This is a genomic window from Weissella sp. LMG 11983 (assembly GCF_025908495.1).
GTDB classification, from domain to species: Bacteria; Bacillota; Bacilli; order Lactobacillales; family Lactobacillaceae; genus Weissella; species Weissella fermenti.
Genome location: NZ_JAOZFD010000002.1, coordinates 253,497 through 272,371 on the forward strand (window position 1 = coordinate 253,497; position 18,875 = coordinate 272,371).

Annotated in this window: 17 protein-coding genes and 1 pseudogene; 13 read left to right on the top strand and 5 right to left on the bottom strand. The window is 42.4% G+C overall.

What is annotated here, in order from left to right:
* Window positions 1-104: 104 nt before the first annotated feature.
* The 6 genes and pseudogenes from OIT45_RS10765 to OIT45_RS10790 all read left to right on the top strand — a co-directional run bounded on the left by OIT45_RS10765 (window position 105) and on the right by OIT45_RS10790 (window position 5,811).
* Window positions 105-317 carry a helix-turn-helix domain-containing protein gene (locus OIT45_RS10765; protein ID WP_199404850.1) on the top strand — a complete coding sequence of 71 codons (213 nt, stop codon included), beginning with the start codon at window positions 105-107 and terminating at the stop codon, window positions 315-317.
* Between the two features lie 179 nt (window positions 318-496).
* Window positions 497-790, top strand: a pseudogene (locus OIT45_RS10770) (hypothetical protein); the annotation flags it as partial.
* A gap of 167 nt (window positions 791-957) precedes the next feature.
* On the top strand, window positions 958-1,761 hold the full coding sequence (locus tag OIT45_RS10775; RefSeq protein WP_264330365.1) for a WxL domain-containing protein: 804 nt from the start codon (window positions 958-960) through the stop codon (window positions 1,759-1,761).
* 60 nt (window positions 1,762-1,821) lie between these two features.
* A complete protein-coding gene (locus OIT45_RS10780; RefSeq protein WP_199404852.1) occupies window positions 1,822-2,871 on the top strand; it encodes a DUF916 and DUF3324 domain-containing protein in 1,050 nt (349 codons plus the stop codon).
* Window positions 2,858-3,265, top strand: a complete 408-nt coding sequence (locus OIT45_RS10785) for a hypothetical protein (RefSeq protein WP_199404853.1) — start codon at window positions 2,858-2,860, stop codon at window positions 3,263-3,265. The genes OIT45_RS10780 and OIT45_RS10785 overlap by 14 nt, the downstream gene beginning before the upstream one ends.
* Before the next feature lie 80 nt (window positions 3,266-3,345).
* Window positions 3,346-5,811: a pectate lyase-like adhesive domain-containing protein gene (locus tag OIT45_RS10790; protein WP_264330364.1), complete on the top strand. Its 2,466-nt coding sequence runs from the start codon at window positions 3,346-3,348 to the stop codon at window positions 5,809-5,811.
* Between the two features lie 237 nt (window positions 5,812-6,048).
* On the opposite strand, the gene OIT45_RS10795 is transcribed toward OIT45_RS10790, so the two are convergent.
* The 3 genes from OIT45_RS10795 to OIT45_RS10805 all read right to left on the bottom strand — a co-directional run bounded on the left by OIT45_RS10795 (window position 6,049) and on the right by OIT45_RS10805 (window position 9,132).
* Window positions 6,049-7,254, bottom strand: a complete 1,206-nt coding sequence (locus OIT45_RS10795) for an ISL3 family transposase (protein WP_199404855.1) — start codon at window positions 7,252-7,254, stop codon at window positions 6,049-6,051.
* 787 nt (window positions 7,255-8,041) lie between these two features.
* Entirely contained in the window at window positions 8,042-8,869 is an 828-nt protein-coding gene (locus OIT45_RS10800) for an IS3 family transposase (RefSeq protein ID WP_264330363.1), read from the bottom strand.
* 2 nt (window positions 8,870-8,871) lie between these two features.
* A complete protein-coding gene (locus tag OIT45_RS10805; RefSeq protein ID WP_264329950.1) occupies window positions 8,872-9,132 on the bottom strand; it encodes a transposase in 261 nt (86 codons plus the stop codon).
* An 833-nt stretch (window positions 9,133-9,965) separates the two neighbouring features.
* On the opposite strand from OIT45_RS10805, the gene OIT45_RS10810 reads away from it, so the two are divergent.
* The 7 genes from OIT45_RS10810 (at window position 9,966) to OIT45_RS10840 (ending at window position 16,424) form a co-directional block, all read left to right on the top strand.
* Window positions 9,966-10,673: a WxL domain-containing protein gene (locus tag OIT45_RS10810; protein WP_264340074.1), complete on the top strand. Its 708-nt coding sequence runs from the start codon at window positions 9,966-9,968 to the stop codon at window positions 10,671-10,673.
* Between the two features lie 87 nt (window positions 10,674-10,760).
* Window positions 10,761-11,792 (top strand): DUF916 and DUF3324 domain-containing protein, encoded by a 1,032-nt coding sequence (locus OIT45_RS10815; RefSeq protein WP_199405009.1) that lies wholly within the window; start codon window positions 10,761-10,763, stop codon window positions 11,790-11,792.
* A gap of 17 nt (window positions 11,793-11,809) precedes the next feature.
* Window positions 11,810-12,136 carry a hypothetical protein gene (locus OIT45_RS10820; protein ID WP_199405010.1) on the top strand — a complete coding sequence of 109 codons (327 nt, stop codon included), beginning with the start codon at window positions 11,810-11,812 and terminating at the stop codon, window positions 12,134-12,136.
* The gene (locus OIT45_RS10825; protein ID WP_199405011.1) at window positions 12,133-13,101 is read left to right on the top strand and encodes a WxL protein peptidoglycan domain-containing protein; all 969 of its coding nucleotides are present in this window, start codon (window positions 12,133-12,135) and stop codon (window positions 13,099-13,101) included. Before OIT45_RS10820 ends, OIT45_RS10825 begins: the two co-directional genes overlap by 4 nt.
* Window positions 13,091-15,211, top strand: a complete 2,121-nt coding sequence (locus tag OIT45_RS10830) for an L-type lectin-domain containing protein (protein ID WP_264340075.1) — start codon at window positions 13,091-13,093, stop codon at window positions 15,209-15,211. Before OIT45_RS10825 ends, OIT45_RS10830 begins: the two co-directional genes overlap by 11 nt.
* Before the next feature lie 122 nt (window positions 15,212-15,333).
* The gene (locus tag OIT45_RS10835) at window positions 15,334-15,594 is read left to right on the top strand and encodes a transposase (protein WP_264329950.1); all 261 of its coding nucleotides are present in this window, start codon (window positions 15,334-15,336) and stop codon (window positions 15,592-15,594) included.
* A 2-nt stretch (window positions 15,595-15,596) separates the two neighbouring features.
* Window positions 15,597-16,424 (top strand): IS3 family transposase, encoded by an 828-nt coding sequence (locus OIT45_RS10840; RefSeq protein ID WP_264329899.1) that lies wholly within the window; start codon window positions 15,597-15,599, stop codon window positions 16,422-16,424.
* A 1,170-nt stretch (window positions 16,425-17,594) separates the two neighbouring features.
* Here the strand turns inward: OIT45_RS10840 and OIT45_RS10845 are convergent.
* A complete protein-coding gene (locus OIT45_RS10845) occupies window positions 17,595-18,155 on the bottom strand; it encodes a hypothetical protein (RefSeq protein ID WP_199404831.1) in 561 nt (186 codons plus the stop codon).
* Window positions 18,156-18,175: 20 nt separating this feature from the next.
* Window positions 18,176-18,544: a hypothetical protein gene (locus OIT45_RS10850; RefSeq protein ID WP_199404830.1), complete on the bottom strand. Its 369-nt coding sequence runs from the start codon at window positions 18,542-18,544 to the stop codon at window positions 18,176-18,178.
* Between the last annotated feature and the right edge of the window lie 331 nt (window positions 18,545-18,875).

Below are 18,875 nucleotides of genomic sequence, written 5' to 3' on the forward strand. Positions count from 1 at the left end.
CTAAATAAGCAGCGACCACTGACCACTTTTATCTATAAGTAGAGTCAATAACTTTAAAAAGTGAACTGAACCCCGAAAGTTAAAGTAACTTTCGGGGTTTGGTTATGTTTTCAAAAGAAGTACAACTTGAAGCAGTTAGCATGTATCTGCAAGGCGTGCCGCCTAAGCAGATCCGGAAGAAGTTTGGAAGCACAGGTGAGTCCATTATTCTTAACTGGCTAAACAAAATTAAGATGCGTGAAATTGAAGGTCTGAATAATCTAAGTCGAAGCAAGACAACCCCAACCCACTCCTTTAAAATCAAGGTTACAAAATGACAATCAGAACACCGCGATTCTCTACTAATTAACTGTAAAGACGTTCCACTTGCGTACTCCTGCTTTAATATGGAAGTGGGTACGTGCTTTTAGAGTCCGGTCGTCTAAAACCTGACAAACGAAGAAGGAGAACTCACGTGAGTTAATCGATGAATTCGTGCCGATAAAACTATGGTTATCGTCATGTCACACAAGAACTTCGTAATCGAGGCTTTAGTACCAACCATAAGGTTGTGTTGAAAATTATGAAGCTGAACTTGCTTCTCTGTACTGCCTTCAACCGTCTGACACGGAAGTACAATTCTTACGCCGGAACTGTTGGCCACATATCATCAAATCATGTTAAAGGTCGATTAACGACGGATCGTCCATATCAGAAGGCAGAAGGGTCTCTCACTGCCGTCACGGAAGTTCGCTGGGGATTAGGCATAATGGCAGAACGCCGAAACCTTTTCGAGCAGTTAGCCGTTTGAACTTCACTCCGATTTTCAGGTTCAGTTCAAAGGACATTTTCAATTGGCGAAAGCAAGCTGTTTATTATATTTTTACCTTAAACTAAAGTTGAATTGTCATTTGGCAATTAGTATAATACAAGATGGATATAGGAGATATATCTAAAAATATTTTTAGAGGAGATCTAATGATGATTAGTTCTATTTTGAAGTCTACTGCAGTATTGGGATTGGCAGCTGTTGGGCTAGGTGTTGCAGTACCTACAGTTGCTCATGCTGACGGCGGTTCATACACAACTGACGCGGGTGTTACCTTTACGCCTTCAACTGACACGACTAGTCCAGTTGATCCGGACAACGTTGACCCATCAAACCCAACGACCCCAGTTGGGCCTGATGGTAATGAAGATGGTGGCAAGGGAACTGAGGGACCTTTGTCAATTGATTATGTTTCATCTTTCGATTTTGGTAAGCAAAAGATTTCTTCAGCTGACCAAACGTACTACGCTAAGGCACAATCATACAAGGATGGTTCACCAGCTGATACTGCTTTGTTTGCCCAAGTTACGGATAACCGCGGAACTGGTGCAGGTTGGACGTTGACTGTTCAACAAGACAAGCAATTGAACAATGGATCATCAGACTTGAAGGGTGCTCAAATCAGTATGGCTGACTTGAACGCTGCAACTCAAAAGGATTCTGAAGCAGGTGCAGCTTTGGCTGGACAAAACATCACGTTGGTTCCTGGTGAAGGTGCACAAACTGTTATGTCAGCTGCTAAAGACGCTGGTCAAGGTACTTGGGTAACTCGTATGGGTGACACCGCTAACTTGGCAAGCGAGACTGGAACGGCAAATGACGGTTCAGATCGTACAGTTGACAAGAGTGTTTCATTGTTCGTACCAGGAACGTCAAACAAGATTGCTGATGCAAAGTACTCAACAAACTTGACTTGGACGTTGACTGACACGCCAGCTAACTCAGCCAACTAAGCCCATTCACATACGTTGAGTAGAATAAGGGAGGCTTAGGTAGTGAGAGTAAATGGGTTAATGAAGAAGTTTTTCCTGTTTTTGGTGGCGATGTTTGGTCTCGTGATGTCCGGTACCGCTCCGGCGGCCGTCTCGGCTAATGAAATTAATTTCGCCGTAATCCCTAACCTTCCGGATAACCAAGTAGATAAGAATCATAGCTATTTTGATTTAGAACTTAATCCGGGGCAATCGCAGACGGTCAGTGTGACATTGAAGAACGATACTGACAAAGATGTTGTCGTGGCTATAGCTATGACGCGCGCAACAACCAATACTGCCGGTGTCGTGCAGTATTCTAGCACAAGTGATAAAGACTTGAAGTCTAAACTGGATAAGTCGTATACCAATGATATTGTTAAAGCGGTGAATGTGCCTGATAGTCAAACGATTCCAGCACACTCATCAATTCAAGTGCCAATTACTATTAAAATGCCTAATCAGAATTTTAAGGGTGTGATGGCAGGTGGGATTACATTCAAGCAGACGAACCTGAAGCAGAAGAAGAGTAGTGGTCAAACTAATATCGTGAACCAATATGCGTACACGGTTGGGGTGACGCTGCGCAATAATACTGACAAAGTTTCACCTAACTTGAAGTTAAATGGCGTGACTGCCGAGCAACTTAACTATCGCACTGCGATTGTTGCTTCGGTCCACAATACCACCCCAACGTATATCAATAACGTCGCAATTGATGGTTATATTACTAAGCGTAATAGCAGTAAGAAACTTTATAAGTTGAATGTAAATGCTGACAAGGCAAATTCTGGTAAACAGATTGCGCCAAATAGTGTTTACGATGTACCATTCTATCTAGGCGGTGATGAACTTAAGCCTGGTAAGTACACGCTTGATTTAACAATGACGTCACACGGTGACAAGTGGCATTTTAAGCAAAACTTTACGATTGTTTCAAAGCAAGCCGAAAAACTGAATAAGACTGATGTTGATATCGTTAAAATTAATTGGTGGCTGATTGCAGGAATTGTTGGTCTAATTATCTTGCTGTTGATTCTGGCCTACTGGTTATGGCAGAAAAAGAGGAACAGTAACAATGAAACGAACTAAATGGTTTTTGACCGTCAGTGCGACAACCTTGTTGTTTGCTGGTACTGGCCTAACGTCTGCAAGTGCGGACGGTGGTTCTTATGATACGGACGGTACAGTTTCCTTTGTTGTTAACCCTGATGAGCCAAGCCAACAAGTGGTGCCGGATGATGATTCTGGTACGACGACTGGTGAAGTTCAGAATGACGGTGGATCATCATCACACAGTTATGTTAAGCCAAGTGATGATATAGCGGTTGAAACAGGTACTCATAATCATACTGCAAATACGACCCTACCAAACACAGGCGTTGACAGAAGCGAAGATTGGTACTTGACTATGTTCGGTCTAGCTGGATTGATCGGCGTAGGATATGTATCATATCAATCATTTCGAGATAAAAGAAATGCGTAGTTAACGATGATAACTGCTTGTGCTTTGCGTTAGTTATATCTAATGCGCTTGCGCAAGCAGTTTTTTCGAAAGGTAATATTATGAAAAAATTTTTGGTATTACTTGGGGTAGTGTTTGGTGTCTTGGTTATGTCTCAGGGGCATGCGAATGCTGATGAGGTCACTGTTAGTAGCTGGCCTGATTTTGTAACGGCTTGGAATAATCCGGACACAACAAAAATTACATTGTCTCAAGATTTTGAAACAACGGCTACAAGTACGCAAACACGTACAGCCGGCATAGAAATTGATGGAAACGGTCACAAAATTACGTTTTCGGCAGGTTCTGATGCTTCGCACTCGCTGAGTTTCAGAAATCCCGCGAGTTCAGCAACCGATCAATCACCGGTCTTGAACGTTCACGACATCGACATGGTGGCAACACAAGGTGAGGGGGTTAACGGGTTCATCTATAACGGAGAAGATAAGCAAGCGAGTCAATGGACGGTGAAGATGTCTAATTTGACTTACAAGCAAACGTTTAATGGTGGACAGCGTTTCGCCACGGTTGGTGGTGCCAAGGTTCGCTTGAGTGGCACAGTTGATATTCGCACTAACTATGAGAATTTTGTTGGCGCTCAAGACATTGAAATTGCTGACGGAACGCATTATTACGGCGTGTCAAACGCCAGTTCAAATAATAATGGTGAGGCGTCAGCAAACGGTGCAGGACCCGTGTCTGTTTGGTACATGACGTCAACGGCTGGAGATGGTCACATTACGATTGGTAACGATGCAGTTGTGTCATTGGTTAATTACCACACTGCTAACCAATATTCGCCAATCTATCTGAGATTTGGTGAAGTTCATGTGCAACCAGGTGCAACGTTTAATTTGAACGGCGGAACAGCTGGAATTAACTGGTTTCAGAATGCACAATATGGTTACAACGGACACTATATTGTCGATTTAAACGCAACAATGTCGGTTTCATCAAACACACCCAATGGGGCAGCAAATGTTATTGATTACTCAAATACCACTGGTACTGGTGATCAAGGAATTGCAGTCAAGTCTCAAGGAAGTTTGTATGTCATGGGTAGTCAATCTAGTGGCGTGCCACTAATTGCCATGACGGGTGGAAATGCCAATCAATACCTAACGTTGACGAATCCGAAAGGCTTTGATATCAACAATCAAGGAACGGGTAACAATGCCGCGGTCAATGTCACGCGTGGAAAATTCAGTATTACTGATAGTAACGTGACACTTTGGAATAATGGTTTGAATACGACGACTGACGCAGCGTCATCAGCATTTGAAAAGGTGGCATCATTCACTTATACACCAGCGGATGGTGTCGTTTCATCTGATAGTGGTTTGCAAACGGCGTACAAGAACAACTCAACGGCGCGTATTTCAGGATTGAACCAACCGTTGAAAATCTATGTACAACCATGGTCTAAGGAAGCTGATACAACTAACACGACGATGCTTGATTCAGATACCCAAAACGGTTTGATTTGGGACACTGATAAGACCGTACGTGCACGTGTTTCAATGGGGCAATTGCCGGTTTCAGGTAAGCCTGATCCAGACACTGGTTTGTTGACTTACCACGACGTCTGGGCCATCAAGGACCAAGTGACGTTGACTGGTAACGACTCATTGGGTCAAACGTTCTCAAAGCAGTCAGATGCCGATGGATTTGTAACGTTATCAAATGATTACTTCCAAAAGGCAACGCTTAATGGTGGTCAGTTGTTGAGCTTCTACGGTAAGTTTGGTGATTACGAGGATAAGGTTACAGCGGATGTTACTGACAAGACGCCACCGACACCAGTGTCATTAACTAGTAGTGCCACGGCCAGTGCAAACGTGTCTGGTAAGACAGACGCCGGTGCGACTGTTACGGCTAAGGTTAGTCATGATGGGGGTCAAACGTGGGTCGATGCTCCAAACACAGCCACAGCTGATGCTGATGGTAACTTCTCATTAGGGGTTATTGAAGGTTTGGCAAAGGATGACATGGTGCAAGTCCTTGCAACAGATGACAGCGGTAATACGAATCCTGTTACTGACACAACGGTACATGACGCTGATTTGAAGGCTGCACCAACGTACACGATTGCTGGTGACTTAGCATGGGCCGGTAAATTTACGAAGATCGACTTCGGATCACACGGTCTGAAGAGCGGTAACAAGAAATTTGCGGCAACTGAAAACACGACTGGTGAAATGACTGTTTCAGATACACGTGGAACAGGTAGCAGCTGGCGTGTGACGGCAAGTATGTCAAAGCAGTTAACTTCATCTGATGGTGCATACACATTGAATAATGACGTCATGTTCAGGAATGATGGCAACACACAACCATTGACAAACGAAGAAACTGTGATTATGGATCACACAACGACATCAGATGATGATACGGTTAAGATTAATCAAGACTGGAACGATAAGGACACGGGGTTGTTCCTTGAAATTCCAGGTACTAAGCAACCGGTAGCAGGTAGCTATTCTGGTGAGATTAACTGGTCATTGCAAGATGTTCCAGCTAATAACTAGTAATCAATGTGCGATCTATCGAAAATCTAATCTATTGGTTTATTAGTTAGGTGAGATTGATTACCAATCAAAGTTAATATTTTGAAACTTACTTAGGCAGCTGATTTCACATTGGTGAAATCAGCTGCCTTTTGCGGCTCTATGCCAAATAGCGTTGGTCGACAATAAAATTGAAAATTAACGCGATTTGAAGAGTCGCAAAAAGTGGTGATGACAGAAATGTTGTCACCACTTTTTTTAGAATTTTCCATACTTCATTTGGATACGGATGCGTCGCATGTAATTACCGAGGTTTTGATAACCGTATGCGGTACGAGCTATTTGCTTAAGGCGACGGTTGATGCCTTCGATTTTACCGTTTGACCATGGGCAACGAAGACTTTCGAGGATGCCTTTTAAATTGCGCTTAAAAGTACCGATGGTCACGTCCATGGCGGAACCTATCGGTTTGTAAGTGCTGATCAATGCATGAATTAGCTCGGGGCTACGCTTGTCCATTGCTTCTAAAGCTTCTTGGTACACTAAATAAGCCGCCTCGAGAACGGGGAATGATTTGAACACTAGCGTGATGGCTTCTTCTTCCGTGATATATTCGTTCAAGCCTCGCATATATTTACGATGGGTAGTTTCTAAGTTGCTGTATTTTTTAAGGAAAAGGCGCCAGCCGTTTTTCATTATTTTGTATTCACGAGAGTGCTTATCAAGTAGATGCTGAATGCCTGTGCGAATAGTGTTGATAGCACGGGTCATCAGTTGAACGATATGGAATCGATCAATGACAATTTGGGCATTAGGAAATAGTTCTGGAACGAGGGTAGCGTAGCTAGCGTTCATGTCCATGACGACGTGTGTGACTGCCTGGCGTTGCTTCAAAGAGAAGCCATAGAAATAACTTCGGATTGTGTTTAAATCACGACTTGGCAATATCTCCATAAAGCTGTCAGGTGATGCATACACGAAAGCGTATGATCTGCTAATTCGAATTTCATCGAAGCTTAGAACTGCTGGTAAATGACTGTAGTCATAACGATAATCCTGGAGTTCGTCATTGATAACACGGTGAACTGTTGAGTGTGAGAGACGCAAAATAAAACCGATAACTTTCTCTGAAATATCCTCCATAGCCAGCCGAATAACTTGAAGGCGTAGAGGTTTAGAGATGTTTCGGGCTTCTTCTAAATCGGGTGATGACACAACTACAGACGCGTTGCAGTCATGGCAGTAATAGCGCTGCTTACGCAGGCGTAGGCGGTTATCGAAACCGTTAGTTGCTGGTAGCTTTACTTCGGTGGGTTTGCTGAAACCATTTTTGGTTAATACGCTCTCTTGGCCACACAACGTGCATCGATCAATATCACCGTGTAGTGTGGCTTCATAAACGATAGTTTTATGATTATCTTTTCCACGATATGAGATGTGGTTGAACTCACCGTTATCATCCATTAAAAATTTAAAAATTCGAAATTCGGGTCTGTTAATCCGACGCTACGTAGGATAAATCATTTAAAGACATCAATAGCTCTCCTTGTATTTTGGTTTTAGACGACTTTAGGATACACCGAGCTATTGGTGTTTTTTATTTTTGTTTTGAGAATGATTGATAAGTGCAAAAAAAGCGTCGGTGATTAATCACCAACGCCAAAAAGAATAGAACCCCTTTTGCGGCTCTTTGGGCTCAAAGTCAACTGGTACTGATAGGAATACTAAGCAGCATTCCACAAACGGCTAATTTCTTCGATAAATTAATCATGTTAGTGATAACTACTTCTCGTTAGGCAATCATCTCAATAGTATTCTTTACTTGCTGTTGCAGATGTTTAACTACGAATGACGATGCTTCAGATGCTTGATAAGAACTCTCGTGTTTATTCCATACTTTTCGCTAGTATATGACGCTTGGTCATATCGTGATACGCAATTAGACGATGTATTCCTAGCCTTGAACTGTTGTCTACGTAAATTCGATTAACGAAATTGATGAATGTGGCTCTGATGTCAATACTACGGACCTCTTTTTCGATCCCGTTAGAGATCGTACCTCGAAAATTTTTCACAATGGCCTGATTTCGTACAGATTTCGGGTCATTTTTAATGGGGCCAAGTGTTTTCTCCCTGTGTCTGCCGGAGACTCTGTAATTACGGTGGTCTAGTTTGGATTTTGTTGAATTTCACAAGTCTGTTATACCGAAATCCTGGGTATAGCAAATAAGCATCTGATCTAGAAATTGGTCTAGGCGGCATCACGGAGTGATATACGATTGTTGTTATACCAGTTGACGTACCATCCAACAGCGGCTTGCACATCAGCGATACTCTCGAAATCCTGTTGGTAGATCAGCTCCCGCTTGAGTAACGAGTGAAAACTTTCGATGCGGGCATTATCGTAAGGGTGCCCTTTACGGGAGTAAGAGTGCCTAATACCTATGGACTCCAGTGTATTTTCAAACAATTCGCTGGTATACTGGCTTCCCATATCGCTATGCACATACAGTTTGTTTTCACCTCGTCTTAGCGCCTTAACGATTACTGAGGTTGCTAGTTGAGCTGTCATTGTATCTGCGATTCGATACGACAGCACCTTACGGTCTTCCGGATCATATGCACTAGCCATGTAAACCCATGTCTTATCGGTCAACTGGATATACGTAATGTCAGTTGTAATTACGCCACTTAGGTCATCCAGATTGATAATCAGATTCGGCATCTGATCTTTGTCATTGACTGTTGTAGGCTTGTTATATCGCTTTTGCATACGCGATTTCAAGCCAGCTTCACTCATCAATTGCCATACAAAGCGGTCGCTGATTGCTAGTTTGAATAAGTCTCGCATGGTTTTAGCAATTCGTCGATAACCATAAATGCCTTTATTGGCTGTGTAAATTGATTCGACGGCAATTCTCAATTTGTTGTGTTGTATTTCTTGTGCGCTCGGCTCGCAATGGAGCCAGTCAGAGTAAGTGGACATTGGAATTTTCAAAGCACTCAGAACGCGTGTGATGCGGTGTCCCTGTACCAAATTTTTGTGGATAATTGGCAAAACAACACTTCTACCGCGCAAAACTAATGTTTTGCCAGCAACACCGCCGCACGTTTTAAAATTTCGAGCTCTTCTTTCAAAATTGCGTTTTCCTTACGCAACTTCTTCAATTCATCAGCTGATATTGATTCGCCATTCACTTCTACAGGCGCATATTTTTTGACCCAATTCCGAATTAAATCGGCTGAAGGACCGTATTCCTTGGATAATTCATCGGGCCGACGGCCCGCTTTAACCATCTCCACGATGGACTTTTTAAAGTCCTCTTCATAACGTGTAACCATAAATAAAAATGCTCCTATGATGATATTTTACCAAACTAGAAAAACTAGTCCGGAATCTCATCATAAGAGCATGTTAACTGAATCGATTTATGAACCCGATTTTTATCGCAGTGTATCCTTCATCTTCTGGTCGTAGTAAGGGATCGTGACTGACAGATCACGATAAGTGGATCCGAGAACCTTGGCACATAAGGAAAGAGTTCCTCTGTGAACACTATTATGTCGAGACCGCGCGTGTCACAAACTTTGTTCTTGTACATACGTGTATTATCGTCTACGGGATTATTAGCTATTAAACGGTTAGATATATGATACAGAATGCTGTCGATAAGAGATTTATAGTAGACGTCAGCTGCTTCAAATCACTTATCCCGACTACATCAGTTGCCAACTGAAACGCGTCTAAGTCATATAATCCCTGCACATCTTACTGATATCTAAAACTATGATGTTCCTATAACATTTTTCTGAATTTGTGACGTAAAAGTTTTAGTAATCTAGTTTTCAAAACATGGTATCATGCACCTAAATACTTTTGCTGAATTTTTAAAAACAGTGAAGTTTCTATTTTGTTCTCAGGTTTCAAGGGAAAATAACGGCTGTTTTTGCCTCACTACATTATAAATGTAATAAAATCGTAGATGAAATCCATCAAGTTTTAACTACGCATCCAAGCTTAGTAGTTTATTCTTATGTCAGCTATTAATTAGGTTTGCAACTTACTTAATGGAAAATTTCTTCTGTGATAAAAAGAACCGTTAAATGAATGTAAATAATTTAGGTAATATCATCTTGTACTTAAGTTACAAATAAGATTTTTGAGGTGAGGAACTATGTCATACAAGTCAATTTTGGCTAGTGCTGCCGCTTTGGCAGCTGTAGTGGGAACTACTGGAATCGTTGCAAATGCTGATTCAACTTTGCCAGCAGCTACGAGCACAACTAAGAACGATGCAAAGGGATCTGTATCAGGTAACTCAGATGCCACGGTAAAGGTTCAAGAAGGATTCTTGACTTTGGATGCTGTGCCTGACATGAACTTCGGTTTGGCGCAATCAAAGACGGCAAACAAGAACTTGCCATTGATTAACAACCAAGGTTTGATTTCTGATGATGGAAATGATTCAGGACTTTTGAAGGTTACGGATTCACGTACATCAACATCAACTTCAGGGGCGGATGGTTCAACGACAACAACGACAATGCCTTGGCAATTGACGGCAACGTTGGGTGACTTTGCTAACGTTGACGGTACTGCCGTTGCAAACCTTTCTGACTGGGCAATCAACTTGAAGCAAACTTCAGGTGAGAACACGTCAGGTAAGATGCCAAGCTTGTACCAACCAAAGCTTGTTTCAGGTGACAAGACGCAACACCGTGTCATGCAATCAGCACAAGGTACGGGTTACGGAAGCACGAGTGTTTACTACAACAAGGCTAACACGGCATCATTGGACATGGGTGCTAACGTACCAGCCGGTCAATACGATGCGCCTATTACATGGACACTAAACGCAACGCCTAATGCTTCGGTAAACTAAAACTTCGCATCTTTTTAGGGACCCTGAATAAGGGTCCTTTTGTTTATTTAGGGGTGAAACTGATACAGAGGGAGAAAAATAACCATCATGACAATGACGTTTAAGCGTTTATTGAAGCCGCTATTTATGGTGTTAGCGATGTTGCTTGTGTTCCCGTTTAGTGCGGTAACCGCTCATGCAACCGGGACATCAGAAATAGCGATTGCGCCGGTATATCCAGAAAATCAAATTGCGCAGAACGGTATTTTTAATTTAAAGGTAACACCTGGTCAAAAAGAAACCATCAAACTTAAGATCGCTAATTTATCTAAGGAAGATCAAAAAGTAACAATTCAGCCAACGACATCATACACGGCTGATTCGGGCGTTTTGTCGATTGATCGTGTAAAAGCACCTAAAACGACTACGGCACCGGTGAAGTTCCGCAATATTGTTCGCAAGGCGGATCACAAAAAGACCGTCACGATTCCCGCTAACGAAATTGTGGAAGTGCCGTTTACGTTTACGACACCAAAGAAGCCGTTTGAAGGTGTTGTGGTAGGTGGTTTATTAGTAAAGTCAGCGACTGAAGAAAATCCGTTAACCCACAAAGGTGTGAGCGTAAAGAATAAGTTTGCTTACACGATGTCGGTTGTTTTGAAAGAAGAAGACAAAACAGCTGAGTCTGATTTGAAGTTGGGTGAAATTAAAGCCGGTCGTGTTGGCACAGATATTAAGGTGAAGTCGGTTTACAAGAATATCAAGCCAGCCATTATCAGTGATATGACGGTGAACGCCACGATTACGACTAAAGATGATGGCAAAGTGATGGGTAAGACGACGGAAACTGGGTTGAGCATGGCGCCAAATTCTAGTTTCAAGTTCACCAATAATTGGGGCAAGAAGACGATTAAGCCTGGAGACTATCACTACAAAGCCGAAGTACAAACAGCTGATGGACACCATTGGACGTTAGAGAAGGACTTTACGGTTGATATTGCAGATGCAGTTGTGATTAATGATCACTACAACCCATGGATTAAGTGGATTATCTTGGCCGTTATTTTGATTATTTTGATTTTGGCAATTTGGTACTACATCCACCGTAAAAAGAAGGCGGAACAGAATCAAGCAAGTTAAGTTTTAAAGGAGGAGGAATGATGCGTAAAAAAGTGGGGATGCTATTGTCAGGGATCCTATCACTAGCGCTGTTGGCGGCACCAGTTAATACGATGCATGCAGAAACGTATGGTCATTCAGATGCCGGTGTTGGTGTAAAAAATAAAACAGCTGATCAGAGTCAAACACAAAGCTCTGAAGATGATTTAAGCAACAGTAATCGACCAACTGTCATCGTTGAACAAACACAATTGCCAGAGACGAGCGCCATGATGAAGGGCGGCGTTTCGACGCTGGTTGTGATTTTAATTGGGTCAATGGGTTATGCCTGGTATTTGACTCGCGATAAAAAGCAAGAAAAATGACAGTAGCGATGAAGAAATGGGGGATTCTGAGCCTTAGCTGTTTATTGGGATTGTTACTGGGGGCTAATGTGTCGGCGACAACGCTGAAAGGTCAGGATTTAACCGTCACGCCTGTCATTAGCGAATCAGTGTCGCAGGCAAAGCCGAATATTTATAGTTTTCACTATGAAGCGGACCATGACTATACTGTTGAAGCTGATATCACGAATACGGGGACTGAAAAGCGCCGCTATCAAGCAGAGATAGAAGATGCCTATACAAATCAGAATGGGCAACTAGTATATCGTGATACCGACAAGCGTCAAGGTATTCGTAAGTTGACTGATAAACCAAAACAAACGGGGACCATCGCACCAAATGAAACGAAACATATCACGTTTCATTTAAAAACGGATCAAGAACCATTTGACGGGGTGAAGATTGGCGGTTTACGTGTGACAGAGTTAGCCCAGTCATCAAAGAATGATATTAAAAATAATATCTCACTCATTACTAGTATCGTGATGGCGACAAGTGAAACTGAAACGACGGCTGTAAGCGGTCTTGATGTCACCAATGTGGCTGATGTTTTCACGACAACTAAGCGAGGTTACGAATTTAAATTCGACAATGATACAGCGCAGTTGTTGACTGGGGTTCAGGCAACGTTGACGTTATATAACCACAACAAGAAAGTTGCTGAAAAGACGTTGCAGCCAATTACAATCGCGCCGAAGTCGCCATTTAAGCTGTTTTTGCCAGTAGATGGCCGTCCAGATGCGTTTACCAAAGCAACTGTGACGTTTAAAAAGGATGATCAAGAAAAAACGGTAGCGTTTAATAATATAAAACCATCGCCGGGTACGACGGATAAACCCGAAAAGCATAATTGGACGCCTTATTATTGGGGTGGCGGGCTGCTCGTGACTGGTATTGCTGGTGGTGAATATTACTTAGTGAAAAGGAGGAGCCGTGATGGAGCATAAACATGGCCGGCTGCGAACGATGGTGATGTTGGCTGCTGTGTTGCTGGGATTTATTGGTGTGCCGGTAGGACTAGCGCCGGGGCTAACGGATACGCAGTCTAACGATGTTAAGGCAGCAGGTGTTGTGCCGGCACCACCGTCATCAGGTCCGAACGTGGCTGGAAATTTTTATATCAATGGTTACACGCCGAAACAGGATGATCAGTATCGCAACATGCAAATCATTTCTGACGGGACAAAAAGTACCTATGAAACCATGTGGTATAAAAATCCCGTCAATATTAATAAGCCCTTTCAGACCAAGTTCTATATCTATATGGCAGGAGGTGCCGACGGACTAACGTTCACCTTGCAAGGTCAGGGGCCAACTGCGCTTGGTCAGAACGGTGAAAGTCTGGGTGTCTATGGAACAATTCGTAATAGCACTTACAGTGGTTATATTCGCAATGCCCTAAGTGTGGAATTTGACCCCTATCCCAACGCGGACTATAGTGATTCGCAAGTTGTTAATCAACTTGGGCGATCAGGTCACGTCGCATACGTCCATCCTGATGAGTATGGTAGTACTGGCTTCTTTGGTGGCGGTAAGAAGTATATGAAGCACTATTCGCCTTTTAAGGCTAATATGAATGATGCGAAATGGCACTCTGTTGTTATTACATGGACGCCGAACACATCGACTGGTCAAGGGACGATGAATACGACATTTGATGGCGCAAATGTGGGAGACCACACAGTCAAACTATCGCAATTTGGTAATGGTAATGTCTACTGGGGATTCAGTGGTTCAACTGGAGCTAAATCAATGATTGGAGCCGTTGCTTATACAGAAGTTATTCAGCAACCTAATTTAACGAAGCTGGTTCGCAATGTAACGGCTGGTGAGACTGAGTTTAAAGATAGTACAACGGCAAAAGTTGGTGATACGTTAGAGTATCAATTTGTGGTTAAAAATTCAAAGTTGAATGGACTTGGAAATACCTGGGAAGATGTTGAAATCAACGATGATTTACCAGATGGCATTACGACGTTGGATGGACAAAAACACATTCAACTATCGGTTGGTGATGTTCCGGTGGATGGTCGGGTAACGAAGACGGTTCAAACCAAGGTGACGGTGAATGAGGATGTTGCCTTGCGTAATACCGCTTTGGCAACCGGCTCAAATTACTACGTGTCACCGACGACTTTGTTATCAAATGATGCGATTGTGAATGTTCAGAAGCAGGAAAATGCAAATCCAGTTAAGTTAACCATTCAAAATCAGTTGTTTAATACGACGTATCCGGATGATCATAATGCAGCCAACACAACTATTAACAGTGTTTTGCCGGGTGATCAAGTTCGGTATGTGACGGATATTAAAAATACGGCTGAGGCATCATCAATGACGAATGGTGTCTACCGCTTCGAAGTGCCAGCGGGTACGGTATTTAATCAGGTGAAGCTGGGCGACAAGACGCTCACAGCAGGGACCGATTATACGGTGACTCATCAAGGTACCACGGATGTCGTGCTCGTTAATAACGTTAACTTTGTTGGTCCGGGAAGTCTTGAATTTACTGCTGATGTGACAATTGGGGATGCTGGTGGTAAACAACTTTCCTTTGACACGCTGCCATTTGTGACCGGCAATAACCCGGACGGGACTAAGTTTACGACTGACGGAACGAGCATGACGATAAACTACACCGACAATATGCTTAAATTCACGCCGAAGAACATTGATTATGGTGCGCACCCGTTTGTGAATACGGATCAGGTGTTCGATCGCACAGATGCAACGAATGCACCAAATACAGTTGTTGATGTGAAAGATACGCGTCGTGACAAATCAGCGCTCAAGGTATTTGTTAGCCAAGATGCACCGTTCAAGATGACGGATAATATCAATGCCGTCTTACCATCGAAGTTGCGTTACTATGAGAATGGTAATTTCACAACGTTGGATAATGATGGGGTACAGATTGGCCAAACGAACGCAGGTCAAGCGTTGTCAGCAATTAGTTGGCAGAAAAATGATGGCTTGAGACTGTATGCTAACGGTAATAATTTCATGCCTGGTAGCTACCAGACTACGTTAACTTGGACAGTGGTTAACGGATATTAAAAGAAGCTACGCCACAAGTAGTTCAAATATTTTAACAAAAAACGGGTGTTTTGCTCTTATGATGAGATTCCGGACTAGTTTTTCTAGTTTGGTAAAATATCATCATAGGAGTATTTTTATTTATGGTTACACGTTATGAAGAGGACTTTAAAAAGTCCATCGTGGAGATGGTTAAAGCGGGCCGTCGGCCCGATGAATTATCCAAGGAATACGGTCCTTCAGCCGATTTAATTCGGAATTGGGTCAAAAAATATGCGCCTGTAGAAGTGAATGGCGAATCAATATCAGCTGATGAATTGAAGAAGTTGCGTAAGGAAAACGCAATTTTGAAAGAAGAGCTCGAAATTTTAAAACGTGCGGCGGTGTTGCTGGCAAAACATTAGTTTTGCGCGGTAGAAGTGTTGTTTTACCAATTATCCACAAAAATTTGGTACAGGGGCACCGCATCACACGCGTTCTGAGTGCTTTGAAAATTCCAATGTCCACTTACTCTGACTGGATCCATTGGGAGCCGAGCGCACAAGAAATACAACACAACAAATTGAGAATTGCCGTCGAATCAATTTACACAGCCAATAAAGGCATTTATGGTTATCGACGAATTGCTAAAACCATGCGCGACTTATTCAAACTAGCAATCAGCGACCGCTTTGTATGGCAATTGATGAGTGAAGCTGGCTTGAAATCGCGTATGCAAAAGCGATATAACAAGCCTACAACAGTCAATGACAAAGATCAGATGCCAAATCTCATTATCAATCTGGATGACCTAAGTGGCGTAATTACAACTGACATTACGTATATCCAGTTGACCGATAAGACATGGGTTTACATGGCTAGTGCATATGATCCGGAAGACCGTAAGGTGCTGTCGTATCGAATCGCAGATACGATGACAGCTCAACTAGCAACCTCAGTAATCGTTAAGGCGCTAAGACGAGGTGAAAAACCACTGTATGTGCATAGCGATATGGGAAGCCAGTATACCAGCGAATTGTTTGAAAATACACTGGAGTCCATAGGTATTAGGCACTCTTACTCCCGTAAAGGGCACCCTTACGATAATGCCCGCATCGAAAGTTTTCACTCGTTACTCAAGAGGGAGCTGATCTACCAACAGGATTTCGAGAGTATCGCTGATGTGCAAGCCGCTGTTGGATGGTACGTCAACTGGTATAACAACAATCGTATATCACTCCGTGATGCCGCCTAGACCAATTTCTAGATGACATAAACGCGATTATACAAATTTGCCTATACACCGGCGTTTACAAGCACTGACTTTGTGAAGTCCAAAAATCACTCTGACAAGTGCTTATTTGCTATACCCTCAGACTTGTGAAATTCAACAAAATCCAAACTAGACCACCGTAACTCCATAGCCTCCGGCAGGCACAGGGGCAAAACCCCTGGACCCCATTAAAAAATGACCCAAAATCTGTACGAAATCAGGTCATTTTGAAAAATTTTCGTGGTACGAGCCCTAGCGGGCTCTAAAAAGAGGTCCGGAGTCTTGACATCAGAGCCTTTTTTGTTAAATGGTTCTGGGCAAAGCCAATTTTGACTAAAATTCGTGATTGTACGAATAATCATTTCTATGATGACATTTAACCATAAGCCGGTAAACACTACACGAGTATAAATTGAAAATTCGCCAGGCAAACTGAAAACAGATAGTTCTTATCCGTGAGATGGTAACTTGCTTACATAACAACCTGATATTCATGTAAGTTTTATAACACAAATTTTAAGCTGTCATAACATAAAGACCCCCCGAAAGTTTAAAACTTTCGGGGGGTCTCACATTTTGGGGCAAAAGAGTTTACAGTTTAATCATATTGGACTATGATTAAAGAGTGACATTGTGTAGGTGAGTTTTTGAGGTGAGTATACGACCTACACAATGTCACATTTTGATAATAAGTTGGATAGACTAGTTACCAAAATCTGATATAGGTAACTGGTAAGCCCCAAGAAATGTGATAGCGTTGGTTAATTATCTGCAGGTATCAAATAATTAACCATGGGAATAATTCTAACGCTTAAACTAACTTGTGTCCACCCTAATGTGAAAAATTGAACGTTTTTGTTTAAATGTGCAATTTTTTCTATTTTTATTGCATTTCAGACATAATGTTTGACGGACATTGGACATTTTGGGATGAGTAGAAGCAAATTGTAATTAGAAAAAAGCCCCTCGTAGATTGGCGCTAGTCCACACCTATGAAGGGGGTGTTAGTAGCTATGCGTAATTCAAGGAGAACTTATGAGCTAATACATCCACACTATTTTAGGTAAAAGAGGTGTGCTACTAACAGATGCGATCTTTAATGGCGGCCACATTCCAACCTAGCATTAGACTATCACAGTCCTCAACTAAACATCAACGAGTTTCGTGTTGCTTTGCCAATTGGCGATGCAAACGAGCTGCCAGACGTAGTTCTTCTATCGACTTTAATCGAAGGGCGGATGGATGGCCATGTTGCGCCATTTTACGTTGCCATAAAGCCGCATCCTGATAAATTGCGCGATGACTCCTTGGCGAGTAGTCATGGTAAAGGTAAGTTAACGCATCATAGACGTAAGCAGACAGCAAGTGTTCTGGCAAAATGAATTGTGATCGAGCGCCAATTAGATCAGTCTTTTTGCGTAATTGTAAGGATGTCTGGCGCTGCATATACTCAAAATCAGACGTGGCAGTCGCAACAATACGGGCTAACCTGATTTTACGATGGTTACCAGATTCGACATTGATGAGCTTGTCTAGTAGAAACGAAACCTCTAGTTGATCATGCTTGAGTGCTGCGTATAAGTCGTTTGATAGTTTTAACCAGCGCGTTGGGGTTTCCTGGACGGTACCGTCTGGTGCTACAAATGGGAGCGTAATCCCAATAAAATAAATTTGGCGGGTTTGTACGTCAGAGTCCACAAATAGTGAGTTCAAAATATCAGTCCTTTACTTGTTTATCGCTTTAATAATTGTCTACCTTGTGCTTCAAGCTGAGCAAAAATGTCTGTGCGCTTCATATGATGCGTTACCAATTGGAAACTAGGTGCGTAATGTTGGCTATCAATTGAATCGATATAGCAAATCTCGAGTAATAGCCCTTCTGAAGATAGTGGCTGTTGGGTTGCTTGAGCTAGAGGCACTAAATGTCCCGAAAAGTCATCGAAGCGTAGGAATGTTTGCGCATCGGAATCAAACGGGAACACAAGTATAATATCACCAATGGCGTAGTCATGGGTATCATGACTAGTTACCAATGTCCGCAATTTGTTGTTTTTAATCGCTAAAAATCGTTGTGGTGTGATAGATATTTCAAATATTGACATGAGTGATACCTTCCTTTCCTAATGACGTTGTATGAAGCATCGTTGGTTATCTACTATGATAATGCTTTTGATGCCAATCATGATCAATTTCGAATACGTGTTGGCAGGCCGTTAGGATTCCCTCAAAAATTATTAACACAATAAAATAGATGACGGTAAACAGCGTAACGGCAATAAAAAACAATAGTGTTGAAGGTGGCATAGTCCAGGGATCCTTTTCTATCAGCTATCCAATGGGATAACTGAATGATGATTTCGTTTTGACAGGCGCTACATTATACAGACAGCGCAGCGCGACAAGGGCGGCTTTGCCCTGCAATTTTTCGACAAA